Source organism: Sphingomonas sp. Y38-1Y (genome assembly GCF_032391395.1).
In the GTDB taxonomy this organism is placed as follows: Bacteria; Pseudomonadota; Alphaproteobacteria; order Sphingomonadales; family Sphingomonadaceae; genus Sphingomonas.
Genome location: NZ_CP135916.1, coordinates 1,255,593 through 1,279,960, shown reverse-complemented (window position 1 = coordinate 1,279,960; position 24,368 = coordinate 1,255,593). Strand labels below are relative to the sequence as shown.

At 68.9% G+C, this 24,368-nt stretch carries 26 protein-coding genes and 1 tRNA gene; 11 read left to right on the top strand and 16 right to left on the bottom strand.

Features of this window, described 5'->3' with window-relative positions:
• Positions 1-6 precede the first annotated feature (6 nt).
• A complete protein-coding gene (locus tag RS883_RS06055; RefSeq protein ID WP_315763773.1) occupies positions 7-234 on the top strand; it encodes a hypothetical protein in 228 nt (75 codons plus the stop codon).
• A gap of 9 nt (positions 235-243) precedes the next feature.
• On the opposite strand, the gene RS883_RS06050 is transcribed toward RS883_RS06055, so the two are convergent.
• The 4 genes from RS883_RS06050 to RS883_RS06035 form a co-directional block, all read right to left on the bottom strand.
• Positions 244-320 (bottom strand) — tRNA-Met (locus RS883_RS06050).
• A 59-nt stretch (positions 321-379) separates the two neighbouring features.
• Positions 380-892, bottom strand: a complete 513-nt coding sequence (locus RS883_RS06045; protein ID WP_315763772.1) for a 2'-5' RNA ligase family protein — start codon at positions 890-892, stop codon at positions 380-382.
• Positions 889-2,733, bottom strand: a complete 1,845-nt coding sequence (locus RS883_RS06040; protein ID WP_315763768.1) for a potassium transporter Kup — start codon at positions 2,731-2,733, stop codon at positions 889-891. The genes RS883_RS06045 and RS883_RS06040 overlap by 4 nt, the downstream gene beginning before the upstream one ends.
• 323 nt (positions 2,734-3,056) lie before the next feature.
• On the bottom strand, positions 3,057-3,527 hold the full coding sequence (locus tag RS883_RS06035; RefSeq protein WP_315763765.1) for an Lrp/AsnC family transcriptional regulator: 471 nt from the start codon (positions 3,525-3,527) through the stop codon (positions 3,057-3,059).
• Between the two features lie 128 nt (positions 3,528-3,655).
• Here RS883_RS06035 and ald point away from each other — a divergent pair, with 128 nt between their 5' ends.
• The 3 genes from ald (at position 3,656) to RS883_RS06020 (ending at position 5,560) form a co-directional block, all read left to right on the top strand.
• Complete coding sequence (gene ald, locus RS883_RS06030) at positions 3,656-4,762, top strand: alanine dehydrogenase (protein ID WP_315763761.1); 1,107 nt, start codon at positions 3,656-3,658, stop codon at positions 4,760-4,762.
• Between the two features lie 52 nt (positions 4,763-4,814).
• The gene (locus RS883_RS06025; RefSeq protein WP_315763758.1) at positions 4,815-5,039 is read left to right on the top strand and encodes a DUF3072 domain-containing protein; all 225 of its coding nucleotides are present in this window, start codon (positions 4,815-4,817) and stop codon (positions 5,037-5,039) included.
• 68 nt (positions 5,040-5,107) lie between these two features.
• Positions 5,108-5,560, top strand: a complete 453-nt coding sequence (locus tag RS883_RS06020) for a nuclear transport factor 2 family protein (RefSeq protein WP_315763755.1) — start codon at positions 5,108-5,110, stop codon at positions 5,558-5,560.
• A gap of 161 nt (positions 5,561-5,721) precedes the next feature.
• On the opposite strand, the gene RS883_RS06015 is transcribed toward RS883_RS06020, so the two are convergent.
• Positions 5,722-6,693 carry a cysteine synthase A gene (locus tag RS883_RS06015; RefSeq protein WP_315763753.1) on the bottom strand — a complete coding sequence of 324 codons (972 nt, stop codon included), beginning with the start codon at positions 6,691-6,693 and terminating at the stop codon, positions 5,722-5,724.
• A gap of 106 nt (positions 6,694-6,799) precedes the next feature.
• On the opposite strand from RS883_RS06015, the gene RS883_RS06010 reads away from it, so the two are divergent.
• Both RS883_RS06010 and RS883_RS06005 read left to right on the top strand, forming a co-directional pair.
• Positions 6,800-8,584, top strand: a complete 1,785-nt coding sequence (locus RS883_RS06010) for an ABC transporter transmembrane domain-containing protein (protein WP_315763751.1) — start codon at positions 6,800-6,802, stop codon at positions 8,582-8,584.
• A 14-nt stretch (positions 8,585-8,598) separates the two neighbouring features.
• Complete coding sequence (locus tag RS883_RS06005) at positions 8,599-9,756, top strand: saccharopine dehydrogenase family protein (RefSeq protein ID WP_315763749.1); 1,158 nt, start codon at positions 8,599-8,601, stop codon at positions 9,754-9,756.
• 52 nt (positions 9,757-9,808) lie between these two features.
• Here the strand turns inward: RS883_RS06005 and RS883_RS06000 are convergent, their stop codons facing one another.
• Both RS883_RS06000 and RS883_RS05995 read right to left on the bottom strand, forming a co-directional pair.
• Positions 9,809-11,026 carry a pyridoxal-dependent decarboxylase, exosortase A system-associated gene (locus RS883_RS06000; protein ID WP_315763746.1) on the bottom strand — a complete coding sequence of 406 codons (1,218 nt, stop codon included), beginning with the start codon at positions 11,024-11,026 and terminating at the stop codon, positions 9,809-9,811.
• Complete coding sequence (locus RS883_RS05995) at positions 11,023-12,537, bottom strand: AMP-binding protein (RefSeq protein ID WP_315763743.1); 1,515 nt, start codon at positions 12,535-12,537, stop codon at positions 11,023-11,025. The genes RS883_RS06000 and RS883_RS05995 overlap by 4 nt, the downstream gene beginning before the upstream one ends.
• A gap of 51 nt (positions 12,538-12,588) precedes the next feature.
• On the opposite strand from RS883_RS05995, the gene RS883_RS05990 reads away from it, so the two are divergent.
• From RS883_RS05990 to RS883_RS05975, 4 genes are read left to right on the top strand one after another with little or no spacing between them, the layout of a single operon-like run.
• Positions 12,589-13,587, top strand: a complete 999-nt coding sequence (locus RS883_RS05990; RefSeq protein ID WP_315763742.1) for a GNAT family N-acetyltransferase — start codon at positions 12,589-12,591, stop codon at positions 13,585-13,587.
• A gap of 34 nt (positions 13,588-13,621) precedes the next feature.
• Positions 13,622-13,894 (top strand): phosphopantetheine-binding protein, encoded by a 273-nt coding sequence (locus tag RS883_RS05985; protein ID WP_315763738.1) that lies wholly within the window; start codon positions 13,622-13,624, stop codon positions 13,892-13,894.
• 35 nt (positions 13,895-13,929) lie between these two features.
• On the top strand, positions 13,930-14,598 hold the full coding sequence (locus RS883_RS05980; RefSeq protein ID WP_315763735.1) for a hypothetical protein: 669 nt from the start codon (positions 13,930-13,932) through the stop codon (positions 14,596-14,598).
• The gene (locus tag RS883_RS05975; RefSeq protein WP_315763731.1) at positions 14,586-15,389 is read left to right on the top strand and encodes a hydrolase 1, exosortase A system-associated; all 804 of its coding nucleotides are present in this window, start codon (positions 14,586-14,588) and stop codon (positions 15,387-15,389) included. Before RS883_RS05980 ends, RS883_RS05975 begins: the two co-directional genes overlap by 13 nt.
• A gap of 36 nt (positions 15,390-15,425) precedes the next feature.
• On the opposite strand, the gene RS883_RS05970 is transcribed toward RS883_RS05975, so the two are convergent.
• The 7 genes from RS883_RS05970 to RS883_RS05940 all read right to left on the bottom strand — a co-directional run bounded on the left by RS883_RS05970 (position 15,426) and on the right by RS883_RS05940 (position 20,818).
• On the bottom strand, positions 15,426-16,544 hold the full coding sequence (locus RS883_RS05970) for an RcnB family protein (RefSeq protein WP_315763728.1): 1,119 nt from the start codon (positions 16,542-16,544) through the stop codon (positions 15,426-15,428).
• A gap of 147 nt (positions 16,545-16,691) precedes the next feature.
• Positions 16,692-17,177 carry a GAF domain-containing protein gene (locus tag RS883_RS05965; RefSeq protein ID WP_315763725.1) on the bottom strand — a complete coding sequence of 162 codons (486 nt, stop codon included), beginning with the start codon at positions 17,175-17,177 and terminating at the stop codon, positions 16,692-16,694.
• A gap of 24 nt (positions 17,178-17,201) precedes the next feature.
• Positions 17,202-17,450 carry a hypothetical protein gene (locus tag RS883_RS05960; protein ID WP_315763723.1) on the bottom strand — a complete coding sequence of 83 codons (249 nt, stop codon included), beginning with the start codon at positions 17,448-17,450 and terminating at the stop codon, positions 17,202-17,204.
• Positions 17,451-17,505: 55 nt separating this feature from the next.
• Complete coding sequence (locus RS883_RS05955) at positions 17,506-17,811, bottom strand: polyhydroxyalkanoic acid system family protein (protein ID WP_315763720.1); 306 nt, start codon at positions 17,809-17,811, stop codon at positions 17,506-17,508.
• A gap of 3 nt (positions 17,812-17,814) precedes the next feature.
• Positions 17,815-18,237, bottom strand: a complete 423-nt coding sequence (locus RS883_RS05950; RefSeq protein ID WP_315763717.1) for a VOC family protein — start codon at positions 18,235-18,237, stop codon at positions 17,815-17,817.
• An 81-nt stretch (positions 18,238-18,318) separates the two neighbouring features.
• On the bottom strand, positions 18,319-18,678 hold the full coding sequence (locus RS883_RS05945) for a hypothetical protein (protein WP_315763714.1): 360 nt from the start codon (positions 18,676-18,678) through the stop codon (positions 18,319-18,321).
• A gap of 343 nt (positions 18,679-19,021) precedes the next feature.
• On the bottom strand, positions 19,022-20,818 hold the full coding sequence (locus RS883_RS05940; protein ID WP_315763711.1) for a long-chain fatty acid--CoA ligase: 1,797 nt from the start codon (positions 20,816-20,818) through the stop codon (positions 19,022-19,024).
• A 174-nt stretch (positions 20,819-20,992) separates the two neighbouring features.
• Between RS883_RS05940 and RS883_RS05935 the strand changes: the two genes are divergently transcribed.
• Positions 20,993-22,705, top strand: coding sequence for a gamma-glutamyltransferase family protein (locus RS883_RS05935; RefSeq protein ID WP_315763710.1), 1,713 nt, complete (start codon positions 20,993-20,995; stop codon positions 22,703-22,705).
• Between the two features lie 163 nt (positions 22,706-22,868).
• On the opposite strand, the gene RS883_RS05930 is transcribed toward RS883_RS05935, so the two are convergent.
• Together RS883_RS05930 and RS883_RS05925 are read right to left on the bottom strand one after the other, a co-directional pair.
• Entirely contained in the window at positions 22,869-23,249 is a 381-nt protein-coding gene (locus tag RS883_RS05930) for a hypothetical protein (protein WP_315763707.1), read from the bottom strand.
• Between the two features lie 203 nt (positions 23,250-23,452).
• Entirely contained in the window at positions 23,453-24,040 is a 588-nt protein-coding gene (locus RS883_RS05925; RefSeq protein ID WP_315763705.1) for an NAD(P)H-dependent oxidoreductase, read from the bottom strand.
• Between the last annotated feature and the right edge of the window lie 328 nt (positions 24,041-24,368).

Sequence of the window (24,368 nt, the reverse complement as noted above, 5' to 3'; positions counted from 1 at the left end):
TCGCCCATGGCAGACAGGACGATTCGGGTGGTCATGGATTTCGAGCGCAGGTGCCAGCACGCCGAGATCCGCTGCCGCGCGTGTCGCCGGACCGTGATCCTGCCGCCCAAGCTGGTCGCGAAAGCCTATGGCGCGATGACGCTCCTCACCGACGCCGAACGCCGCTCACGATGCCGCGAATGCGGCGCGCGCGGCGCGACGATCAAGGGCGTCTTTCGCGAATATCACGGCTGAGGAAAGGCGTGGTAGCGGAGGAGGGACTTGAACCCCCGACACGCGGATTATGATTCCGCTGCTCTAACCAACTGAGCTACTCCGCCCCACGGGGCCGCCAGCGGTGCTGGCGAGGCGGGCGACATACGAGCGGCCCGCCGGATCGTCAAGCGAACATGTGGCGGCTGAGCGGCTGCCACGGACCGCCGCGATACCACCATGCCGCCAGCCCCGCGATCGCCAGCGGCCGCGGGCTGAACCCGGCCTCGATCTCGGCCTTGAGCGCCTTCGCCGCGGCGGGCTCGACCTTGTTCTGGATCGTGACGTGCGGGCGCCAGCCGGCCTGGTCCTGCGGCATCAGCATGCCGCGAAACGCATCGGCCAAGCGGGCGCGGATCGCCTCCAGCTCAGGGCTCTCGATGCGGAATGCGGTCCCCCGCCCCAGCGACATGACGCCGCCGACGCGCGCCTGGGGCGGTGCGATCCCGCGCGTCTCCGCGACCAGCCGCTGCTTGACCTCGGGCGCCAGGCTCGGCGCGATGTGGTGGAACAGCGTCAGGTGCGCGTCGAGATGGTTACGCTCTGGCGGAAAGTGGCGCTGGCGCAGCCCCGTCAACCACGCCGCGTCCGCCGCCCCGAACAGCGCCGTGACGATAACGGGCGCGTCCAGGTCGCTCAAATCTCCACCTGGCTGCCCAGCTCGACGACGCGATTGGTGGGAAGGCGGAAGAACTCCATCGCGCTTTCGGCGTTGCGCAGCATCCATGCGAACAGCTTCTCGCGCCAGATCATCATCCCCGGCCGCGCCGAGGGGAGCAATGTCTGGCGGGCAAGGAAGAAGCTCGTCTCCATCATCCGGAACTCGCCCTCGCAATTGTGGACGCGCTTCAGGGCGGCGGGAACATCGACCTCTTCCATGAAGCCGTAGCAGAGGACCATGCGGTGGAAGCCGCTTTCCAGATGCTCCAGCCGGACGCGATTGGCCTCGGCCACATAGGGCTCGTCGATGATCTTGACGGTCAACAGGATCACACGCTCGTGCAGCACCTTGTTGTGCTTGAGGTTGTGGAGCAGCGCGTGCGGCACGCCCTCCGGCGTCGAGGTCATGAACACCGCGGTGCCGGGCACGCGCGTCGCCGAATTGGCGGCCGACTGGATGAACACCTTGATCGGCATCGCGCTTTCGCGAAGCCGCTCCATCATCAGCTTGCGCCCCTTCGACCAGGTGGTCAGCAGCGTGAAGATGATGATGCCGATGAGCAGCGGGAACCAGCCGCCATCGGTTACCTTGAGCATGTTCGACGCAAGGTACGCGCCGTCGATGACCAGGAACGCGGCGAACAGCCCGCCCGCCAGGAAGCGGTTGAACGCCCAGACGCGCCACATCAGCACGCCCAGCATGCAGGTAGTAATGAACATCGTGCCGGTGACCGCGATGCCATAGGCGGCGGCGAGGTCGGTCGAGTTGCCGAAGGTGAACACCAGCAACAGCACCATGACCAGCAGCGTCCAGTTGACCATCGGGATATAGATCTGGCCGACCGTCGTCGCACTGGTGTGCGTGATCCGCATCCGCGGGATGAAGCCGAGCTGGATCGCCTGCTGCGTGATCGAGAACGCGCCGGAGATCACCGCCTGACTGGCGATCACCGTCGCCATCGTCGCCAGGATGACGAGCGGCAGGCGCCACTCCTCCGGCGCCATGCGGAAGAAGGGATTGGACGCCGCCGACGGATCGTTGAGCAGCAGCGCCGCCTGGCCCAGATAGTTGAGCACCAGCGCCGGAAAGACGAGATAGAGCCAGGCGATCGAGATCGGCTTGCGCCCGAAATGGCCCATGTCGGCATAGAGCGCTTCGGCCCCCGTCACCGCGAGCACGACCGAGCCGAGCGCGAGGAAGGCGAGCAGCGGCCGCATCGCGAAGAACTCGGCGGCATAATGCGGCGACAGCGCCATCAGCACTTCCGGCCGCGTGACGATGTGCATGATGCCGAGACCGGCGAGCGTCGCGAAATAGACGAGCACGATCGGCCCGAACAGCTTGCCCATCGTCTCCGTACCCCGCGCCTGGAGCACGAACAGGAAAACGAGGATGGCGGTGGCGATCGGCAGCACCCAGGGCGTGAAGCCGGGATTGACCGTCGTCAGCCCCTCGACCGCGGACAGCACCGAGATGGCGGGCGTGATGACGCTGTCGCCATAGAAGAGCGCGGTGGCGAACACGCCCAGCATGACCAGGCTGGCGGTCCAGCCCGCCCCGCCGCTCCGCCGGGTGATGAGCGCGAGCAGCGACATGCTCCCGCCTTCGCCATTATTGTCGGCGCGCATGATGAAGCCGACATATTTGACGGTGACGATCATCACCATCGTCCAGAAGACGAGGCTGACGACGCCGTAGACGAAGAAGGGCTCGACCGGCAGCGGATGGTGGCCGATGAAGGTCTCCTTCATCGCGTAGAGCGGGCTGGTGCCGATGTCGCCGAACACGATGCCGATCGCGCCGACGACGAGTTTCCACATCGGCTGATTGGGATGGTGCGGGGCGGCGGCCGGTTCGGTCGCGGGGCGGCGGGCGCGCCGGGGCGGGCGTCACGGACGCACGGCTTCCCGGTCGGCCGGTCGAGGCGAAGTCAGCGCGCGGGCGACGTTCCGGTCCATGTCCGGCGCGCCGTTAGCACCGCGCGATGCGGCCCGCAACGTGGCTCCTTCAAGCTCCTCCCCCGGCGGGGGAGGGGGACCAGCCGCAGGCTGGTGGAGGGGTAGCCGCCGCTAGCGACGCGTATGCGGCAACACCCCTCCACCACCGCTTCGCGGCGGTCCCCCTCCCCTTGCAGGGGAGGACCTTACGTCCCCAGCATCGCCTCCGCCTCGCCCAGCGTGGGCACCTCGCGCAGGACGAAGCTGGAGTTGATCGTCGTCACGCCGGGCAGCCGGCCCAGATGCTCGCGGTGCAGCCGCTCGTAGTCGTCCAGATCGCGGGCGAGGATGGTCAGCCGATAATCCTGTCCCCCCGACACCAGCGCGCAGCCGACGACGCCGGGGATCGCGCCCACCGCTCGCTCGAACGCGGCAAGGTCCTCTTCGACTTGGGTCGACAGCGTGATGTCGACCAGGGCCGTGACATGGACGCCGAGTCGCCGGGCGCCCAGCCGCGCGCCATAGCCGCGGATCGCCCCCGCGGCCTCCAGCGCGGCGATGCGGCGCGAGCAGGCGGATTGAGAGAGGCCGCACGCATCCGCGACGCGGGCGACGGGCGCGCGCGCATCGTCGGCAAGGACGCGCAGGATGGCACGGTCGATCCGGTCGATATGCATGGATCGAGCTTGTACCGGCAATGGCGCGCACGATCCATGCATCAAACGCACCCCTCGCCGGCACCTTTGCACACAATTCACGGCCCAACGATGCTAGTATCGGACGATACTAGATCAGGAGATGGACGATGCGGATCGGCGTGCCCAAGGAAATCAAGAACCACGAATATCGCGTCGGCCTGACCCCGCCATCGGTCGCCGAGCTCGTCGCTGCGGGCCATGAGGTCGTGGTCGAGACCAAGGCAGGCGGCGGCATCGATTTCGAAGATGACGATTACGTCGCCGCCGGCGCGCGCATCGTCGCCACTGCGGCGGAAGTCTTCGCGCAGAGCGACATGATCGTGAAGGTCAAGGAGCCGCAGGCCAGCGAGATCGCGATGCTCGAGCCGCGCCACACGCTCTTCACCTATCTCCACCTCGCCGCCGACAAGCCGCAGGCCGAGGGGCTGATGAAGTCGGGCGCAACCTGCATCGCGTACGAGACCGTCACCAGCGACTCGCGCAGTCTGCCGCTGCTCAAGCCGATGAGCGAAGTCGCTGGCCGCATGTCGGTCCAGGTCGGCGCGCACTATCTGGAGAAGGAACAGGGCGGCCGCGGCGTGCTGCTGGGCGGCGTGCCCGGCGTCGCGCCGGCGCGGGTCGCGATCCTCGGCGGCGGCGTGTCGGGCGTCAACGCCGCGCAGATGGCGGTCGGCATGCGCGCCGACGTCACCATCTACGACATCAACAACGACCGCCTGGCCGAGCTCGACATGTTCTTTTCGAGCCAGATCAAGACCGCCTACGCATCGAAGGCGGCGATCGCAGCCGCGGTGAAGAACGCGCACCTCGTCATCGGCGCGGTGCTCGTCCCCGGTGCCGCCGCGCCCAAGCTCGTCACGCGCGAGATGGTCAAGACGATGAAGCGCGGCTCGGTGATGGTCGACATCGCCATCGACCAGGGCGGCTGTTTCGAGACGAGCCATGCCACCACCCATGAGGACCCGGTGTTCGAGGTGGACGGCGTGATCCACTATTGCGTCGCCAACATGCCGGGCGCGGTCGCGCGCACCAGCGCCTTCGCGCTCAACAATGCGACGCTCCCCTTCGCCCTCCGCCTCGCCAACCTGGGCGCGGAAGCGGCGATGAAGGCCGATCGCCACCTCGCCAACGGTCTCAACGTCTACAAGGGCAACATCGCGTTCAAGGCGGTCGCCGACGATCTCGGCCTGCCGTTCCAGGCCTGGGCCGCCTGAGCGGAACACATTGAGAACATCATGCGTTGGCCGCGGCGAAGGAGACTTTGCCGTGGCCGACACGCACAATCCCAAGACCGAACCCTTCTCCAATGCCGAGAAGGATCCCGACGACTGGACGACCGGCGACGAACCGATGACCGGCGCGCAGGCGAGCTACCTCAAGACGCTGAGCGAAGAAGCGGGCGAGACGTTCGACGAGTCGCTGACCAAGGCGGACGCGTCCAAGGCGATCGACGCGCTTCAGGCGAAAACGGGCCGAGGAACCGGAACTTAGATTCCAGTCTTGCAACCGACCCGGCGCTCATGGTTTGTTATACCAAACAGAAGCGTCGGAGAGTTGTCATGGGCCTGTCGAGCGTCGATCCCGTCACCAAGCTGGAACTGCACGAGGTGCTGAGCCGCTATTGCTGGTCGCTCGACCATGTCGACATGGCCGAGTGGGAGCAGCTCTTCACCATCGACGCGCACTTCGCCAAGCCAGGGATGGAAACGCTGGAAGGGCGTGCCGCGATCATGCGCCTTCCCGAGGATCTGCAGTCGCGATTCGGCGGCAATTCGCGGCACCACTTCACCAACATCATCGTCGACCGCGCCGCCAGCGGACGCGAGATGAAGGTTCGCGCGCTGCTGACCGTGCGCGACTGCATGAACTGCGATCCCGTCGCGTCGGCGGACTGCATCATCCTGATGCGCCGCACCGACCATTGGCGGATCGCGAGCTTCGAGGCGACGTCGGTCTGCAAGGCGAATGGCCTGCCCCGCGCTGCTGGCGAAGGCGAAGCGCGGGTGCATTGAAGTTAAATTGTACCCCGGCGAAGGCCGGGGTCCAGTTGTGACGTCCGACGTGAGGTAGCGCTACGCTTGCCCGGGCCCGAACAACGGCCCGCCAGACAACAACCGCGCCGTAACTGGACCCCGGCCTTCGCCGGGGTACAAGAAGGATCATCGGTCGCCCGTCAGGCCGCCAACCCCTTCGCCGCCAGCCACTCCTGATTGTACAGCGTCGACAGATACCGGAACCCGGTATCGCACAGGATTGTCGCCACGCGCGATCCCGGCCCGATCTCACGCGCCAGCCGCACTGCCCCAGCGACGTTGATCCCCGACGACAGCCCCAGGCACAGCCCCTCCTCGTCGAGCAGCCGGCGGACCCATTCATACCCCTCGGCATCGGAAATGCGGTACTGGGTGTCGATCGGCGCGCCCTCCAGATTGGCGGTGATCCGCCCCTGTCCGATCCCTTCGGCAACCGACGATCCCTCCGCCTTCAGCTCGCCATGCGCGTAATATTCGTAGAGCGCGGCGCCGTGCGGATCGCTGAGCGCGATGCGGACATTCGCGTCCTTCTCCTTCAGCCCCAGCGCGACGCCGGCCAGCGTCCCGCCCGTGCCCACCGCACAGGTGAAGCCGTCGACGCGCCCCTCCATCTGCTCCCAGATCTCGGGCGCGGTGCCGACGATGTGCGCGCGGCGATTGGCGATGTTGTCGAACTGGTTCGCCCAGATCGCATTTGCCGTCTCCTCGGCGATGCGGCGGCTGGTGTGGACGAAATGGCCGGGGTTCGAATAGGGCGCGGCCGGCACCAGCACGAGCTCGGCGCCCAACGCGCGCAGCGTGTCCATCTTCTCGCGGCTCTGCGTCTCCGGCATGACGATGATCGTCTTGTAGCCCTTGGCATTGGCGACCAGCGCGAGGCCGATGCCGGTATTGCCCGCCGTCCCCTCGACGATCGTGCCGCCGGGCTGGATCAGCCCCTTCTCCTCGGCATCCTCGACGATGAAGCGCGCGGCGCGGTCCTTCACGCTGGCGCCGGGATTGGCGAACTCGCACTTGGCGAAGATCTCGGCGCCGGCCGCTTCGCTCGGGCCGGCAAGGCGGACGAGCGGGGTGTTGCCGATAAGCGCGATCGTGTCGGTGGCGGTGTGCATGGGGCGGGAGATAGGGCCGGCCCGCCGCCCCGCCAAGCAACCATCGCTTGGGCCGGGACAATCGCCCGCCTTTCCCCTGGGCCCGCTTCGCGCTAGGTCGCGCGCCATGGCCCAAGCTGCCCCGCCCGCCCCGCCCCCGCGCAAGCTTTCGAACCTGCTCGTCGTCTGGCGTTTCACGCGGGCCTATCCGCTGCAACTGGCCGCGGCGGTGCTCGCGCTGATCGTCGCAGCGACCGCGACGCTCTATATCCCGCGCACCTTCCAGCTCGTCGTGGACAACGGCTTTGCTGGCGGCGATGCGGCGGCGATCGCGCCCTATTTCCATCGGCTGCTGATGGTCGTCGGCGTGCTCGCCGTGGCGACCGCGGCGCGCTTCTGGTTCGTTTCCTGGCTGGCCGAGCGGACCGTCGCCGACATGCGCGTCGCGGTCCAGCGCAACCTCCTTCGCCTCGCGCCGCGCTGGTTCGAGGAGAACCGCCCGTCGGAGATCGCCAGCCGCCTGACCGCCGACACCGCAATCGTCGAACAGATCGTCGGCTCCACCGTCTCGATCGCGCTTCGCAACCTGCTCGTCGGCGTCGGCGGCACGATCTATCTCTTCGCATTGAGCCCCAAGATCGCGGGCTATCTGATCCTCGGCCTGCCGCTGATCGTCGCGCCGATGGTGGCGCTCGGCAGCCGGGTGCGACGCCTGTCGCGGTCGAGCCAGGACCGCGTGGCGGAAATCGGCGCGACCGCGAACGAGACGCTCGGCGCGATGAAGATCGTCCAGGCGTTCGGGCAGGAACGGCGAGAGGCCGATCGCTTCGCCGCCGCGGTCGATCGCGGCTTCGCGACCGCCAAGGCGCGGTTCGGCACCCGCGCGCTGATGACCGCGCTCGTCATCTCGCTGCTGTTCGGCGCGGTCACGCTTATCATCTGGGAAGCGGTCGCCGACGTCGCCTCCGGCCGTACGACCGGCGGCTCGATCACCGCGTTCGTGCTGACCGCGGGCCTCGTCACCGGCGCGTTCGGCGCGCTGATCGAGGTGTATGGCGACCTTCTGCGCGCGTCCGGTGCCGCCGCGCGGCTGGCCGAACTGCTGGCCGAGACGCCCGACATCGCCGCGCCCGCCAATCCCGTGCCGCTTCCGGTGCCGCCACAGGGTCGCATCACCTTCGACCGGGTCGAGTTCCGCTATCCAACGCGGCTGGAGGTCGCCGCGCTCGACGACTTCACGCTCGACGTCGCACCGGGTGAGACCGTCGCCGTCGTCGGCCCCTCAGGCGCGGGCAAGTCGACCTTGTTCCAGCTCGCCGAGCGTTTCTACGATCCGCAGGTTGGCGAGGTGCGGATCGACGGCGTCCCCGTCCACCGCGCCGATCCGGAGGACGTCCGCGCCCGCATCGCCATGGTGCCGCAGGAAACGGTGATCTTCGCCGCCTCCGCCCGCGACAATCTGCGCTATGGCCACTGGAACGCGAGTGACGAGGCGATCTGGGCCGCAGCGGAAGCGGCCAATGCCGCCACCTTCCTTCGCGAGCTGCCGCAGGGCCTCGACACGTTTCTGGGCGAGGGCGGCGCACGTCTGTCGGGCGGCCAGCGCCAGCGCGTCGCGATCGCCCGCGCGCTGCTTCGCGACGCGCCCATCCTGCTCCTCGACGAGGCGACCTCCGCCTTGGATGCGGAGAGCGAGCGGCTAGTGCAGGACGCGCTCGAACGGCTGATGGAAAGCCGCACCACGCTCGTCATCGCACACCGCCTGGCGACCGTCCGCAACGCCGACCGCATCGTCGTCATGGAAGCCGGCCGGATCGTCGAAACCGGCACCCATGCCGAGCTTGCCGCGCGAAGCGGGCTTTACGCGCGGCTCGCGGCGCTGCAATTCAACGAGGTTGCAGAACGAAACTGATCTGGGAGAGCCACATGGATCGCGAGTTCGACGTCATCGTCTATGGCGCCACCGGCTATACGGGCAAGCTCGTCGCCGAATATCTGGCGAAGCGCGAACCCGCCCCGCGCTGGGCGATGGCCGGCCGCTCGCTGACGAAGCTCGAGGCCGCGCGCAGCGAGGTCGGGGCTCCTGCCGACCTGCCGCTGATCGCCGCCGATGCCGAGGACCCTGCCGCGCTCAAGGCGATGTGCGCGCGCACCAAGGTTGTGCTGACCACCGTCGGCCCCTATCAGCTCTATGGCGAGCCGCTGGTCGCCGCCTGTGCCAGCACCGGCACCTCCTATGTCGACCTGTGCGGCGAGCCTGCGTGGATGCGCGCGATGATCGACCGCTACGATGCCGATGCAAAGGCATCGGGCGCGCGGATCGTCTTTTCCTGCGGGTTCGATTCGATCCCCTTCGACCTCGGTGTCTGGGAAGTGCAGCAATGCGCGCGCGCCAAGTTCGGCCGCCCCGCCCCGCGCGTGAAGGGTCGCATCCGCAAGATGCAGGGCACCTTCTCTGGCGGCACCTTCGCCAGTGCCAAGGCAACGATGGCCGCCGCCGCGCGCGAGCCGGGCATCCTGAAACTGATGGTCAACCCCTTTGCGTTGACGCCGGATTTCCAGGGGCCTTCGCAGCCGTCGGGCATGATCCCCGAATATGACGCCGCCGTCGGCGGCTGGGTCGCGCCCTTCGTCATGGCAACGATCAACACCAAGAACGTCCACCGCACCAACGCGCTGACCGGACACGCATACGGCACCGACTTCGTGTATGACGAGATGATGATCGCGCCCGGCCTTGGCGAACTCGGCAAGGCGGCGGCGGAGGCGATCGCCAAGCTCAACCCGATCGGCGGCGACAAGGGCCCGGCGCCCGGCGAAGGCCCCACGCGCGAGGAACGCGAGGCGGGCTTCTACGACCTCCTCTTCATCGCCGAGATGCCCGACGGCGACCGTGCCGAGTCGGTGGTCACCGGCGACATGGACCCGGGCTACGGATCGACGTCGAAAATGATCGCGGAGACGGCGCTGCTGCTCGGCGAGACCGAAAGCGCGGGCGGCGTGTGGACGCCGACCGCGCTACTGGGCGGCGCGCTGCGCGACCGTCTGGCGGAGAAGGCCGGCCTCACCTTTCGGGCTGGCTGAACGCCAGCCCGTCGACGCGCTGCCCTCATCTGCGGGAGGCGGCAGCGCTTCGTCAGGTGCCGACCACCAGCTCCCGCGCCTCTGGATGGCCGAGGAACAGCCCCGGGCTGGCCGTGAAGCCGTAAGCGCCGGCAAGGAAGATCGCGATCACGTCGCCGACCGCCGGACCGGGCAGCCCGACCTTGTCGCCCAGCCGGTCGAGCGGCGTGCAGAGACTGCCGACGACGGAAACCTCCCGACCCTCGCCGGTCATCCGCCCCGCCACCGCGATAGGATAGTTCCGCCGCACCACCGTGCCGAAATTGCCGCTCGCCGCCAGCTGATGGTGAAGCCCGCCATCGACGACGACGAAGCGCTCGCCCTGGCTCTCCTTCACGTCGACAACGCGCGTCAGATAGACGCCGCACTCCCCGACGATCCATCGCCCAAGCTCGATCGCGTAAGCCGTGCCCGGATCGCCCTCGCGCGCCAGCGTCTCGCCCAGCGCCGCGCCGACCGCTTCCACGTCGACGGGCTCGTCGCCCGCGAAATAGGGGATGCCGAACCCGCCGCCCAGATTGACCAGCGGCGGCACCGCGCCCGCCTCGTCCGCCAGCCGCCGCGCGAGCGCCACCGTCGCCGCCTGCGTCTCGATGATCGCCGCCGCCGACAGCGCCTGCGACCCGGCATAGATGTGGAAGCCGCGCCAGTCCGCGCCGCCGGCGATCAGCTCGCGCACCAGCGCCGGCACGCGAGCCGCGTCGATACCGAAGGGCGACGGCCGCCCGCCCATCTTCATCCCCGACCCTTTGAGGTCGAAGTCGGGATTGACCCGCACCGCCAGCCGCGCGCGCACGGCCAATCGATCGGCGATGGCGAGCGCGCGTCGCGCCTCGCCCTCCGATTCGAGGTTGAGCGTCGCCCCCGCCCGGATCGCCGCCTCGATCTCGTCGTCGCGCTTGCCGGGGCCGGCGAAGCTGACGACGCCGGCCTCCTTGACCGCCAGCGCCTTGGTCAGCTCGCCGCCGGACGCAACGTCGAGCCCGTCGACCAGCGGCGCGATCGCCGCCAGCATCTCAGGGTGCGGATTGGCCTTGATCGCATAATGGATGTCGAGCCGCTCGGGCATCGCCGCGCGCAGCCGCGCCAGCCGCGTGCGCACCTCGCTTATGTCATAGACGAACAGCGGCGTGTTGCCCGCCTTTGCGATCCAGTGCTCGGCATCCTGGCCGGCGATCGTCAGCGCTTCGCGTCCCGCAAAATGCGGCGGGATCGGACCCATCGGCTTCATGCCAGCATCTCCGCCTTGAGGCCCGACCGGTCGAGCTTGCCATTTGCGTTGCGCGGCAACGCGTCGCGCCAGACGTAACGATGCGGCTGCATGAAGCCGGGCAGCTCGCGCTTCAGCCGTTCGCGCAGCCGCGCCTCCGCCTCGCCCGCGTCGCCCTTGGCGCTGGCGACGACCAGGATCGCCTGGCCCAGTCGCTCGTCGGGGATGCCGAGCGCCACCGCCTCGCCCGCCTCGCCGCCCGCCAGCACCGCCTCCTCGACCTCGGTCGGGCTGATGCGGTTGCCGCTCGACTTGATCATCTCGTCGTCGCGCCCGACGAAGCGGAGCAGCCCAGCCGCATCGGCGACGACGGTGTCGCCCGACCACACCGCCATGCCGGGATAGTCGGAGAAAGCGGGTGCGGGCTTGAAGCGGATCGCGGTGCGCTCCGGATCCTGCCAGTATCCTCGCGCGACCAGCGGGCCGGCATGGACGAGCTCGCCCGGTTCGTCGGGATCGGCGCGGCTGCCATCGGCGCGCACCACCGACACCTCGGCAAAGGGAATCGCGCGGCCGATCGAGTCGGGATGCGCGTCGACCAGCTCGGGATCGAGGAAGGTCGAGCGAAACGCCTCGGTCAGGCCGTACATCGGGAACAGCCGCGCCGCCGGAAAGCGCTCGCGAAGCCCGCGCACCAGCCGCGGCGTCAGCGCGCCACCCGAATTGGTCAGCCGCCGCAGTCGCGCCGCGGTCTCCGCCGGCCAATCGGCGTCGAGCAACTGCACCCACAGCGGGGGCACGCCCGCCAGGCTGGTCGCGCCGAACCGCTCGACCGCCTTGATGACGTCGCGCGCGGTCAGATAGTCGAGCGGGATCACGCTCGCCCCCGCCGCCCAGCTCGAAAGCAGCTGGTTCTGGCCATAGTCGAAGCTGAGCGGCAGCACGCCGAGCACGCGGTCATCGGGCGCGATGTCGAGATAATGCGCGACGCTGATCGCGCCGAGCCACAGGTTCCCATGGCTGAGCATCACCCCCTTGGGCCGGCCCGTCGAGCCCGACGTATAGAGGATCGCCGCCAGCGACTGCGGGTCGGCCTCCGACGGCGACAGCCCCCCACCGACAAGCGGCAATGCGCCCTCCTCCACCGTCGAACAATCGGCCGGCACGTCGCCCGCCTCCAGCGTCGCCAGCCGCGGACCGCCCGCGATCAGCAACTGCGCGCCGCTGTCCGACAGGATGTGCGCGACCTGAGCGCGCTTGAGCAGCGGATTGACGGGGACATGGACGAGGCCCGCGCGCACCGCGGCGAGCGGCAGCACGCACGCCGCGCGCGTCTTCGCCAGCCAGCTTGCAACCCGGTCGCCGGGCGAAAGCCCCTGCGCCGCCAGCCACGCCGCCGCGGCGCCGACCGCCGTCTCCAGCTCGGCATAGGTCCAGCTGCCCCCCTTGTCATGGAGCGCGGCCGCGTCCATCGCGCCCAGCAAGGGCAGATGATCGAGCGGCCGGGGTTCTGGGTTTAACGGGATACTCATGGGTGCCGGCCATAAGCCTGCACGGTAAACAGACCGATTACGAGGGGCCGCGTGCGGGCCAAGCAGGCGCTTTTCACCGATCTGGACGCAGTCGCCCGCGATGCCGCGGGGATGCTGGACCGTGCGCGACAGCCGCGGCTCTACGATCGACTCGACTGGTTTCGCCGCACGCTGGCGCATTGCCCGCCGCGCGGTCGGCTGCTGGTCGCGCGCACCCGGACCGAGGCGGGGGCGGCATGGCTGTTCCTGATGCAGCAGGGTCACCGCGCGGTTGCGCTTGCCAGCTGGTACACGCTCGCCTTCGACGCCGTGCTGATCGATGACGCGGCCATCGCTCTCGCCGCGTTGCCGGTGGCGCTGCGCCGCCTCGGCCATATCGAACTGGCCCGTATCGAGGCGCCCGCGCCGCTCGCCGACGCGTTCCGCAATGCCGGCTGGCGAGTCGCGGTCAGCCGGATGGACGTGAACTGGCGGATCGCCCCCGGCCGCGACTTCGCCGCCTTCTGGGCCGCCCGCCCCGGCAAGCTCCGCTCGACCGTCGAGCGCAAGGGCAAGAAGGCCGGGCTCGACATCGTCATCCACCGCGAGTTCGATGGCGACGCCTGGGCCGCCTATGAAGCGATCTACGAGGCGAGCTGGAAGGGCGAGGAGGGTTCCTGGCCGTTCCTTCGTGCCTTTGCCGAAACGGAGGGGACGGCGGGCACGCTGCGCCTGGGCGTCGCGCGCCATGAGGGGCAGCCCGTCGCCGCACAGCTCTGGACGGTCGAGAACGGCCGCGCGACGATCCACAAGCTGGCATACCGGGACGATGCCAAGGCGCTGTCGCCCGGTTCGATCCTCAGCCACGCGATGTTCGCGCATGTCATCGAGCGCGATCGGCCGGACCTGATCGACTATGGCTCGGGCGATCAGCCCTACAAGGCCGACTGGATGGATGAAGCGCTGCCGCTATGGCGGATCGAGGCGTCCAATCCGCGCCATCCGGTCGGGCTTTACATGATCGTGCGCGGGGCGGTGGCGGCGCTTGTCCGGCGCGCGCGGGGCCGCTAGGCGCGCGGGAAAACATGGGTTCAGGGGACTAGGGATGATTTCGGAGCAGCATGGAGAGATCGAGGCGACCGTCCGCGCGGTGCTGCGCGACGTGCTCGGCCTGTCGGACGCGCAGGTCGAGGGCTTCGATGCCACGACGCCGCTGTTCGGCGCGCTGCCCGAACTCGATTCGATGGCGGTCGCGGGCGTGCTGACCGAGCTCGAGGATCGGCTGGGCATCGTCATCGACGACGACGATATCGACGGCGACACGCTGGAAAGCTTCGGCTCGCTCACCCGCTTCGCCGTGGCCAAGGTCTCGTCCTGATCGACGACTATCCCTGGAGCGGCGGGCGCGAGCCGATGCTGCGCTTCGGGCCGATCGGGCGTGAGGTCGTGCTCGCGGCGATGCCCCCGTTCGAGGAAGCCAATCGCCTCCGCGCCTTTTTCGTCACGCTCCTGCGCGCACTCGGCGACCACGGCATCGGCGCGGCGCTCCCCGACATGCCCGGCCAAGGTGAGAGCGAGCGCGCGACCGAGGACGCTGCGCTGGACGACTGGCGCAACGCCTTTGCTGCGGCGGAGGAAAAGCTGACGCGAGAGGGCCTTCGCGTCCATGTCGCCGCGATGCGCGGCGGCGCGTTGTTCGAGGGGCGCGCCAATTGCCAGTCGCGCTGGCACTTCGCGCCGGTAACGGGCGCCGCCTTGGTGCGCGACATGGTCCGCGCGCGCCAGGCTTCGGCAAAGGAAGCCGGCGAAAGCTTCGATGCGAAGGCGATCACGGGTGACGGCCCACCGGTCGAGCTTGCCGGCAACCTCATCTCACGCGCGATGCTCGCCGATTTGCAGGGCGCGGTGCCCTATGCCGGACCGGGGCTCCGGACGCTGCGGCTCGACACCGATGCGGCGCCCACCGACCACAAGATCGTCGCGCGGCCATTGTGGCGCCGGGCCGAGCCCGACAACAACCCCGCGCTCGCCCGCGAACTCGCCGCCGATCTCGCCGGCTGGGTAAAGACGTGCGCGAGCTGATCGCCTTTCCCTGCGCGGGCGACGCGCTGGTCGGCACGCTCGACCGCGGGACGTCGACGCGCGGGCTGCTGATCGTGTCGGGCGGCAACGAGCTTCGCATCGGCGCGCATCGCGGCATGGCGCTGATGGCGGCGCGGCTGGCGGCGGTCGGCTATCCGGTGTTCCGCTTCGACCGGCGCGGCATCGGCGATTCGACCGGCGTCAATCGCGGCTTCGAGTCGAGCGGCCCGGACATCGCTGCCGCGGTCGCTGCATTCCGCCAGGCGGTGCCGGGGCTGACGCGCGTCGTAGCCTTCGGCAATTGCGATGCGGCGAGCGCGCTGGCGCTGCACGACGTCGCGGGCATCGACGCGTTGGTGCTCGCCAACCCCTGGGTGATCGAGCCGCAGGCCGACACGCTGCCCCCCGCATCCGCGATCCGCGCCCGCTATGCCGAGCGGCTGCGCGATCCGCGTGCATGGGGGCGGCTGCTGACCGGCGGCATCGACCTGCGCAAGCTGGCGGGCGGGATTGCCAAGCTGCGGTCGAGCGGTGAGGCAGCGGCGGCGCCCGAGAAGCTGCCGGCGCGGCTCGCGGCGGCGCTTGGCAAGACGGTGGCCGACGTCACCGCGCTGATCGCCCGGCGCGACAACACCGCGGTCGCCTTCATGGAGGCGTGGGGCACGCCCGCCTATGCACCGCTCCGAGACCGTGTCGCGCTGAAGACGCTGGAAACCGACAGCCACAGCTTCCACCGCGAAGCGGACAAGGCGTGGCTGGAAGCGCGGCTGGTCGAGGCGCTGACCGCCTAGCTTCCCTCCCGAGCGGGAGGGAAGCCAGGTCTCACCTCACCGGCAGTAGCACTTCTTCGCGGCGTGCCACTTGCGCTTGACCGTCTTGCGAGCGGGCGAGCGATAGGTGACGTATTCCTCCGTCACCGTGGTCGTCGTGACCGGCGCCGAATTGACCGTTACCACCGTCGTCTGTGCCGGCGGATAGTACCAGCCGCCCGCGACATAGCCGCCGCCGGTGGTCGTCACCGTCGTGCCGCCCGGATGGACGGTCGTATAGCCGCCATGATGCACGGTACGGACGTCGCGCTCGACATAACGCTCGTCATAGCGGCCGTCGTCATAGACGCGCTCTTCGTAATCCTCGTCGCCGGGAAGCGGCTGGACGATCTCGCCCGGCGGCGCATAGGCGGGCGGCGGATAGGGCGCGCCGCGGCCACCATGCGGCGGCGGGGGCGGCGGCGGGCCGCGACGATCATCCTCGGCCCGGTCGATCACCGCACCGGCGACCGCACCCACGCCGCCGCCGATCAGCGCGCCGGGCAGGCGGTTGCCACGCCCCGCGATCGCCGCGCCGGCGACGGCACCGGCCGCGCCGCCGATCACCGCACCGCCGACGCCATTGTCCCGGCGACGCTCGGCATAGTCGCGATCGTAATAGCCCTGGTCGTACAGGTCGCCGCGATAATCCTCGTCGTAATCATAATAGGCGTCGCCGCCGCGATCCCAGTCGACGCCGCGGACGCTGTCATAGACGCGGCCGTAATTGTCGATCATCACCGCGTCGTCGTAATAGCGGTACCAGCCATAGCCGGGCTGCGGTGCCGAAAGGCCGTAGGCGCCGAAGTCGGAAATGAAGAAGCTCGGCGCGATCCAGTATTGCGGCAGCGACCAGCCACGGACCGCCGGGCGATAGGCGCCCCAGCCGCCCGGCGCGCGCCAGCCGCCGACCCAGCGATTGTTGAAGCGATAACCCCAGCGCTTGCCGTTGTTCCAGTGGTTGCCGGGCCGACCCCAATTGCCGCCGGGCCGGGTCCAGCCGCCAGGGCGCTGCCAATTGCCGCCCGGACGCACCATCGGGCCCTGCATGCCGCCCATGCGTGCGCCGCGCACGGCGGTCTGCGCCTCAGCCGCCGCAATCGGCGTCACCGCGCTGGTCGCCAGCGCCAGGATCATCATCGTTCGCATCGGCCCCGAGGCCTCCCTGTCAAGAACCCTTGTTCCTCGCACGCAACGGCGCACGTGGTTCATGGTTTCTTAACCGAATCGAAAATGACTCGCGAATCGATGCGTGGCGTCGATGTGTCCCGCGGCGGGGCAGATTCAGCCGGCGATGCGGGGTCCCAGTAGCGCCATCAGCGCCTCGCACCCAGCCGCGTCCTCGGCATCGAACCGCGCAGGCGCCGGGCTGTCGAGATCGAGCACGCCGATCAGGCGACCGTCCACCACGATCGGCACGACCAGCTCGGACCGGCTCGCCGCATCGCAGGCGATGTGCCCGGGAAAGGCGTGGACGTCCTCGACCAACTGCGTCTCGCGCGTCGCGGCGGCGGTGCCGCACACGCCCCTGCCCATCGCGATGCGGATGCACGCAGCCTTGCCCTGAAACGGGCCGAGCACGAGTTCGCCCTCAACGAGCCGGTAGAAGCCCGACCAGTTGAGGTCGGGCAAATACTGGCCGATCAGGGCCGAAGCGTTGGCCATGTTGGCGATCGCGTCGGGCTCGTCCCCGGTCAGCGCCTCGAGCGCGGCGGCAAGGTCGCGGTAGAGTTCGGCCTTCGAGCCGGCGGCGATATCGAACTGGTACATGCGCCGCCAGATAGGCGGCGCGGGTCAGTTGATCCAGTGCGCCGCGGCGTCGCCATAGCGGTCGTGCTGGGTATAGGCGACCGCGGCCGGCTGAAGCGCGTCGGCACTGCTCGCCGAGCGCTCGTTGGCGCCGAGCTCGGGCGGCGCCGAGCCGTCATAACCGACGATCGCCGCCTCGCCGCGGGCATAGTTGCCGAGCATCAGGCCCAGCGGGACACCCATCATGATCGCCGGAAGCACGAGGATCATCAGCAGGCGAAGCGTGCGAAACATGCGACCGTCTCCTCTCGGTCGCTAAACGAGATCAGCTCGGGCCGGTTCCGGACGGTCAGCGCAGCAGCGTCGGTGCGGTCTCGGCCAGCTTCGCCTTGATCTTGTTCGCGAACATGGCGAGCATCGGCGGCAGCGCGATCTCGGCCTTGATGCGCCCTTCCAGCAGCTCGATCCGGGCACCGACCCGCTGGCCGAGCGCCTGGAGCGTGAACGTCATCAGCCGGTCGTTCTCCCAGTGGTGCTCGCACACCTCGCCGCCGGGAACCATCGCGCCCAGCTTGCCGATGCCCGCGTCGATGCGGCGATGCAGCTCCTCGTTGGACAGGTTGTGCGGGACCTCGACGGTGACGGGCTCGCTCATGCTCTACTCCGTGGCAAACAACTGGGCATCATCGGCGAACGCCTTGAACTCCAGCGCGTTGCCGCTGGGGTCGCGAAAGAACATCGTCGCCTGCTCGCCCGGCTGCCCCTTGAAGCGGATATGCGGCGCGATGCCGAAGCGGATGCCCGCTGCCTCGACCCGCTCGGCCAACGCCTGCCAGTCGTCCATCGTCAGGACGATGCCGAAATGCGGGACGGGCACGTCATGGCCATCGACGGGGTTGGTGATTCCGGCCGGCCGCGCAGCGAGATCGAGATGCGCGACGATCTGATGCCCCTTGAAGTCGAAGTCGATCCACTGGTCGCTCGACCGTCCCTCCGCGCATCCCAGCACATCGCCGTAAAAGGCGCGGGCAGCCGCCAGATCATGGACGGGAAAGGCGAGGTGGAAGGGGCGCAAGCTCATCGCGCTCCCTTGCCACAGCCCATGCGCAAAGGGGAGGCCGCAATCCGCGACCTCCCCTTACCCTGTTGCCCGGCGCGGATGTCAGTAGCGCGGAACGGCAACCAGCGCGGCGATCTCCGGCTCGACCGTCACGGTGCCACGGCGAAGTACGACGCCGCGCTCGGCCATTTCCTTGATGAAGTCGGTCTCGGCATCGGCGACCTCGCGCTCGAACTCGCCGATCACCTCGGCGCGGTCGGCGGGGCTGTCGGCGTCCTCGAGATCCTTCTTGAGCTCGCGCCGCGCCTCGGAAAGGTCGGTCTTGTAGTCAAGGTAATGCGAGTTGCTGTCGTCGAACAGCCCGACATATTTGTCGCGCCCGATCTCGTCGCCGGCAAAGGCGGCGGGGGCAGCGGTGAGCGCAGCAAGCGCGGCGGCAGTGGCGAAGATCGGCTTGAACATTGTCTCGGCTCCTCATTCGTCTGGAACGGGGGCAAGAACGGCAAGCGCGGCGGCGACGTTCCTTTATCGGGCGTTCAGGTGAGGTGGGCGACGACGCTCGTTGCTCGTTTTTTCTCACCAATTGCAATGATTTGGCCACTGGCCAAGCAGACGCGGCGCGAGGGCAAGGTGCGACAGGCAGTTGCCATGGAACGGCAGACGACCTCGCTAAACCCGGGACGGTTGCCTCACCGACATCGTCACCCCGGACTTGTTCCGGGGTCCACTGGCCCGCAGACTCATCGGCCGCTTGGCCCGCGGCGCGGTGGATGCCGGAACAAGTCCGGCATGACGGATGAGGGAATCACTGCTTGTACAGTGCGTCCAGCCGCTCACCGTACACCGCTTTCAGCACATGCCGCCGGATCTTCAGGCTCGGCGTCAGCTGCTCGTTGTCGATCGCGAAGGGGGCGTCGGCGATGATGAAGCGGCGCACGCGCTCGATCTGCGACAGGTCCTTGTTGACCCGCTCCAGCGCCGCGGACAGCGCCGCCCGGTACTCGGCGTTGCGCGACAGCGCGGCGAAGTCGCAGCTCGCGCCGCCCTTGGCGCAGAATTCCTGCGTCCATTCGGGATCGGGCACCAGCACCGCGACCATGTACGGCTTGCGGTCGCCGTAAACCATCGCCTGGACGATCTCGGACTGGAGCGTCAGCATCCCCTCGATCTTTTGGGGCGCGACGTTGTCGCCCTTGTCGTTGACGATGATGTCCTTCTTGCGGTCGGTGATCTTGATGCGGCCCTTGTCGTCGATCAGGCCGATGTCGCCGGTGTGCAGCCAACCGTCCTTGAGCACGCGCGCGGTCTCGGCATCGTTGCGCCAGTATCCGTGCATGACGAGCTCGCCGCGCACCAGGATCTCGCCATCCTCGGCGATCCGCACTTCGGTGTTGGGGAGCGGCGGGCCGACCGTGTCCATCTTGAGGCCGGCGGACGGGCGGTTGCACGAGATGACGGGCGCCGCCTCGGTCTGGCCGTAGCCCTGGAGGAAGGTGAGGCCCAAAGCCTGGAAGAAGTTGCCGACCTCCGGATTGAGCGGTGCGCCGCCCGATACCATCGCCTTGATCCGCCCGCCGAAGCGCTTGGCGATCTTGGGGCGCAGGAGCCGCCCGACCGCGAACGAGGTGGGCAGGTCACCGATCGGCGTCCGCCCCGACGCCGCCCGCCGCCCCTCGATCGCGACCGCGCGATCGAGCAGCCACGCGGGCACCTTCCCCTGCTTCTCGATCGTCTTGGAAATGCGCTGGCGCAGCACCTCGAACAGGCGCGGAACGACGACCATGATCGTCGGGCGCACTTCCTCGATATTGGAGGCGAGCTTGTCGAGGCCCTCGGCATAATAGATCTCGCCGCCCAGCCCGATCGGGAAATGCTGGCCGCCGCTATGCTCGTACGCGTGGGAGAGCGGCAGGAAGGAGAGGAACACCTCCTCGCCCCAGCCGAAATCCTCGCTGATGACGGTGCAGCAACCCTCGACATTGTGGAGGATCGCGCCGTGATGCTGCATCACGCCGCGCGGCGCGCCGCCCGTGCCGCTGGTGTAGATGATGCAGGCGAGATCCTCGCGCTTGAAGAAGGCCTGCGCCGCCATCGTGTCGGGGTCAGTGGGGTTGTCGGCGATCAGCGTCTGGAACTGATGATATTCGAGCGCGCCGGGCTGGCCGCCGCGCAGCTCCTCGAACCCGATGATCTGCTGCGCGGTGCCGGTGCGGATCGCGGCGGGGAGCAAAGTCTTGGCGAGGCGCGCATTGCTGACGATGATCGCCCGCGCACCCGAATTCTCGATGATGTGCTGGTGATCGCGCTCGGTATTGGTGGTGTAGGTCGGCACGGTGACGCAGCCGGCGGCCATGATCGCCACATCGCTGATGCACCATTCCGGCCGGTTCTCGCTGACCAGCATCACCCGATCGCCGGGTTGCAGCCCCAGTTTCTTGAGCGCGGTGGCGAGGCTGGCGACCTGGCGCGCGGCTTCCGCCCAGCTCGTCGAGACCCATTTGCCGCCGACCTTGGCCCACAGGAACGGCCGCTCGCCGCGCTCGCGCGCGCGCACGAAGAACATGCTGACGAGGTTGGGAAAGTGCTCGAGCTTGCGCGCCATTCGTCGTCCGTCTCCTGCCCGGCGGGCGCCATACGCTTGCCGTAGCGTCGCCCTTCTAGAGCGCCCGCGCGGCGGGGCAAAGCCCGGATGCCTGCCCCATGGTTGGACAGGCCCGCGCGCTCGGCTATCGCAGGGACGAAGGGGCGCGCTCGCGGCCCGATACCGGAGTTGCCGATGCGTCTGTCCGCCCTCGTCGCCGGCCTCGCTGCCGCCGCCCTTGCCGGGTGCGCGCCCGCTCCCCGCGCTGCGGTACCCGCGCCGGCAAGCGCGCCGGCGGCTCGCGAGATGTTCGTCGTCGCCGCCAATCCGCTGGCGGCGGAAGCGGGCATGGCGATCCTGCGTCGCGGCGGCAGCGCGGTCGACGCGGCGGTGGCGGTGCAGGCGATGCTGTCGCTGGTCGAGCCGCAAAGCTCCGGCATCGGCGGCGGCGCGTTCATGACCTATCTGGACGGCGCATCGGGCAAGGTTCGCATCTATGACGGACGGGAGGTGGCGCCCGCGGGCGCGACGCCGTCGATGTTCCTGGGATCCGACGGCAAGCCGCTGCCGTTCGGCCGCGCGGTCGTGTCGGGCCGCGCGACGGGGGTGCCAGGTGCGGTGGCGATGCTGGCAACGGCGCAGCGCGCGCACGGACGTCTCCCCTGGCGCGACCTGTTCGGCGATGCGCAACGGACGGCGCGCGACGGCTTCATCGTGTCGCCGCGCCTCGCTCGCTTCCTCGGCCGCAGCTTTCCCCAGCTCGAACAGCCCGATGCGCGCGCCTATTTCGGCAAGCCCGACGGGTCGCTGGTCGGTATCGGCGATCGACTCCGCAACCCGGCCTATGCCGAGTTCCTGACCCGCCTCGCGGCGCAGGGGCCGGATGCGCTCTACAAGGGTCAGACCGCGGCGCGGATCGTCCAGCGGACGCGCGCCGCGCCGCTGGAAGGGAGCATGACGCTCGCCGACCTCGCCGCCTACAAGCCAGTCGAGCGCGAGCCGCTGTGCGCGCCCTGGGCCGGCTATCGCGCCTGCGTGCCGCCACCGCCATCGTCGGGGGTCGGCATGCTGATGCTGCTGCAACTGCTCGAGCGGACCGACATCGCCAAGCGGGGGCCGACCGATCCCCAGGCCTGGTATCTGTTCGAGGAAGCGAGCCGGGTGATGTTCGCCGACCGCGACCGCTATGTCGGCGACCCCGCATTCGTGCGGGTGCCCGTCGCGGGGATGCTCGATCCGGCCTATCTCGACGGTCGCGCGCAACTGATCGGCGAGCGCGCCGGCCCGCCGCCCGCCTTCGGCACACCGCCGGGGGCCCTGGCACGTGCCCCCGACGCCACGCGGGAGCCCGCGGGGACGACGCACTTCATCGTCGGCGATCGCGACGGCAACGTCGTGTCGATGACGACGACCGTCGAATCGATCTTCGGCACCGGCCGGATGGTCGACGGCTTCTTCCTCAACAACCAGCTCACCGACTTCAGCTTCTCCCCCACCGAGCGCGACGGCAGCCCCGCGGCCAATGCGGTCGCGCCAAGCAAGCGGCCGCGGTCGTCGATGACGCCGATGATCCTGCTCGACGGCCAGGGCCGCTTCGCCGGGGCGATCGGATCGGCGGGGGGCAATGCGATCCTCCCCTATGTCGGCAAGTCGCTGGTGGCGGGGGTGTGGTGGAGGCTGCCGATGCAGCAGGCGCTCGCCCTTCCTAACCTCGTCGCGCGCGGATCGTCGATGAGCGGCGAGGTCGACAAGTTCGCGCCCGGCGTGGTCGAGGGTCTCGCCGCGCGCGGCGTGACGCTGACGCCCGGTCAGGGCGAGGATTCGGGTGTCCACGCGGTGCTGGTGCGAAACGGCCGGATCGACGGCGGCTACGACCCGCGGCGTGAAGGGCGCGTGCTGGTGGAGTAGCATCTTCGTCACCCCGGACTTGTTCCGGGGTCCACCGGCCCACGTGCGCATCCATCTGAGAAGATGGTTCAGACTTTCAGGAGGTGGCCGCCGCTCACAGACAACGAACCAACGCCTGCGCGGCGCGGTGGACCCCGGAACAAGTCCGGGGTGACGAGCTTGGCTAAGCCATCGCCGCCCGCAGTTCGTCGTCGCTCTGCTGGTCCAGCCCGCGCGCGGCGAACAGATCGAGTGCGGCCGCGCCCAGCACGAAGGCGATCGCGCCCCAGATCGCGCGATTGTCGGGGCTTCGCCGCGCCGCGACGCCGAGTGCGGTCAAGTCGGCGACATCGCCCGCCACCCGCGCCCAGGCACCCGCCGAGACCGCCGGTGCGGCGATCAGGCCTACGCCCGTCAGCACCTCTCGCGCGCCGAAGCCCAGGATCACCGGCTCGCCGCCCTCGGCATCCAGGGTCCGGGCGATCTTCTTCGGCGCGAACAGCTCGCCCGCGCCGAGCACGATCGAGAAGACGCCGAGGCCAACCGCTAATTTCCTGAAATCCATCAACTTTCTCCGCCACATCGCCCGCCGCTTCAACGGCGCGGAGCGGCGGGCGTTCCGGTCCTGCAAGATCCTCCCCTGCAAGGAGAGGGGGACCGCCGGCGCAGCCGGTGGTGGAGGGGTGTCACCGGCTTCAATGGAATATGCCATCGCCGCCTACCCCTCCGTCAGGCCTTCGGCCTGCCACCTCCCCTTCCAGGGGAGGATCAGTAGGGCGGCGCTTTCCGTTCACGCTGCGCCATCGCCGCCTCGACCCACCATTCGAGGTCGGCGGCGAAGCGGGGAAAGTTGCGGTCCAGCGCCGCGCCGCCATCGCCGGTCGGCTGCGCATCGGCATCCAGCGCGCCGCCGATCTGGCCGACGCCGATCGTAGTCGAGGTGACGACCATGCCCATCTCGGACAGCGTCCCGTGCCACGCGGTCGCCGACCGCGCGCCGCCCAGTCGGCCTGCCGAGTAGCTGGCGATCGCTGCCGGCCGCCAATACCATTGCTCGAGGAAATGGTCGGTCAGGTTCTTGAGCCCCGGCTGCATGCCCCAATTATACTCGCCGGTGACGAACACGAAGCCGTCGGCGGCGACGATCTTGTCGGCCAGCGCCTGCATCGCGGCCGGCGCCTCGCCCGCCGGATATTCCTTGTACATCCGGTCGAGCATCGGCAGTCCCACCGCCTTGGCGTCGATCAGCTCGACATCATGCCCGCGCGCGGCAAGGCCGGCGACGAGATAGTCGGCAAGCCGGATGCCCATCCGGTCGCGCCGATAAGAGCCATAGAGGACGAGCAGTCGCGCCATCGATCTTCCTCAAAAATGAAAGAGGCTGCCGAGCCCTTTCCCAAGGGCCCGACAGCCTCCGACATGGTCAGCGGCCGGACGTTCCGACGCGGGAGACCATGCGGGCCGCGCGCTTGGCGAACGAAGGCGTTGATTGGGGAAGATTATCCCCCGCCTTCACGCCGTGCGTTTAGCGGCGCGTCTCCCGAACGAACTGAACCGACCTCACTGCTGAACCATGAGACATCGGATCACCTCCTTTCGCTGTTGAAGAACGAGCGTGGCTCCAGGCCACGGGTGATACATGAGTCATGCGGGCGTGCAGAACAAGTCTTGTAATCGCGCTTCG

Coding starts and splice junctions, on each gene's coding strand:
- RS883_RS06055 (WP_315763773.1), top strand. CDS start 7: ATGGCAGACAGGACGATTCGGGTGGTCATGGATTTCGAGCGCAGGTGC.
- RS883_RS06040 (WP_315763768.1), bottom strand. CDS start 2,733: ATGTGGAAACTCGTCGTCGGCGCGATCGGCATCGTGTTCGGCGACATC.
- RS883_RS06035 (WP_315763765.1), bottom strand. CDS start 3,527: ATGCATATCGACCGGATCGACCGTGCCATCCTGCGCGTCCTTGCCGAC.
- ald (WP_315763761.1), top strand. CDS start 3,656: ATGCGGATCGGCGTGCCCAAGGAAATCAAGAACCACGAATATCGCGTC.
- RS883_RS06020 (WP_315763755.1), top strand. CDS start 5,108: ATGGGCCTGTCGAGCGTCGATCCCGTCACCAAGCTGGAACTGCACGAG.
- RS883_RS06015 (WP_315763753.1), bottom strand. CDS start 6,693: ATGCACACCGCCACCGACACGATCGCGCTTATCGGCAACACCCCGCTC.
- RS883_RS06010 (WP_315763751.1), top strand. CDS start 6,800: ATGGCCCAAGCTGCCCCGCCCGCCCCGCCCCCGCGCAAGCTTTCGAAC.
- RS883_RS06005 (WP_315763749.1), top strand. CDS start 8,599: ATGGATCGCGAGTTCGACGTCATCGTCTATGGCGCCACCGGCTATACG.
- RS883_RS06000 (WP_315763746.1), bottom strand. CDS start 11,026: ATGAAGCCGATGGGTCCGATCCCGCCGCATTTTGCGGGACGCGAAGCG.
- RS883_RS05995 (WP_315763743.1), bottom strand. CDS start 12,537: ATGAGTATCCCGTTAAACCCAGAACCCCGGCCGCTCGATCATCTGCCC.
- RS883_RS05985 (WP_315763738.1), top strand. CDS start 13,622: ATGATTTCGGAGCAGCATGGAGAGATCGAGGCGACCGTCCGCGCGGTG.
- RS883_RS05980 (WP_315763735.1), top strand. CDS start 13,930: ATGCTGCGCTTCGGGCCGATCGGGCGTGAGGTCGTGCTCGCGGCGATG.
- RS883_RS05970 (WP_315763728.1), bottom strand. CDS start 16,544: ATGATCCTGGCGCTGGCGACCAGCGCGGTGACGCCGATTGCGGCGGCT.
- RS883_RS05965 (WP_315763725.1), bottom strand. CDS start 17,177: ATGTACCAGTTCGATATCGCCGCCGGCTCGAAGGCCGAACTCTACCGC.
- RS883_RS05960 (WP_315763723.1), bottom strand. CDS start 17,450: ATGTTTCGCACGCTTCGCCTGCTGATGATCCTCGTGCTTCCGGCGATC.
- RS883_RS05955 (WP_315763720.1), bottom strand. CDS start 17,811: ATGAGCGAGCCCGTCACCGTCGAGGTCCCGCACAACCTGTCCAACGAG.
- RS883_RS05950 (WP_315763717.1), bottom strand. CDS start 18,237: ATGAGCTTGCGCCCCTTCCACCTCGCCTTTCCCGTCCATGATCTGGCG.
- RS883_RS05945 (WP_315763714.1), bottom strand. CDS start 18,678: ATGTTCAAGCCGATCTTCGCCACTGCCGCCGCGCTTGCTGCGCTCACC.
- RS883_RS05940 (WP_315763711.1), bottom strand. CDS start 20,818: ATGGCGCGCAAGCTCGAGCACTTTCCCAACCTCGTCAGCATGTTCTTC.
- RS883_RS05935 (WP_315763710.1), top strand. CDS start 20,993: ATGCGTCTGTCCGCCCTCGTCGCCGGCCTCGCTGCCGCCGCCCTTGCC.
- RS883_RS05930 (WP_315763707.1), bottom strand. CDS start 23,249: ATGGATTTCAGGAAATTAGCGGTTGGCCTCGGCGTCTTCTCGATCGTG.
- RS883_RS05925 (WP_315763705.1), bottom strand. CDS start 24,040: ATGGCGCGACTGCTCGTCCTCTATGGCTCTTATCGGCGCGACCGGATG.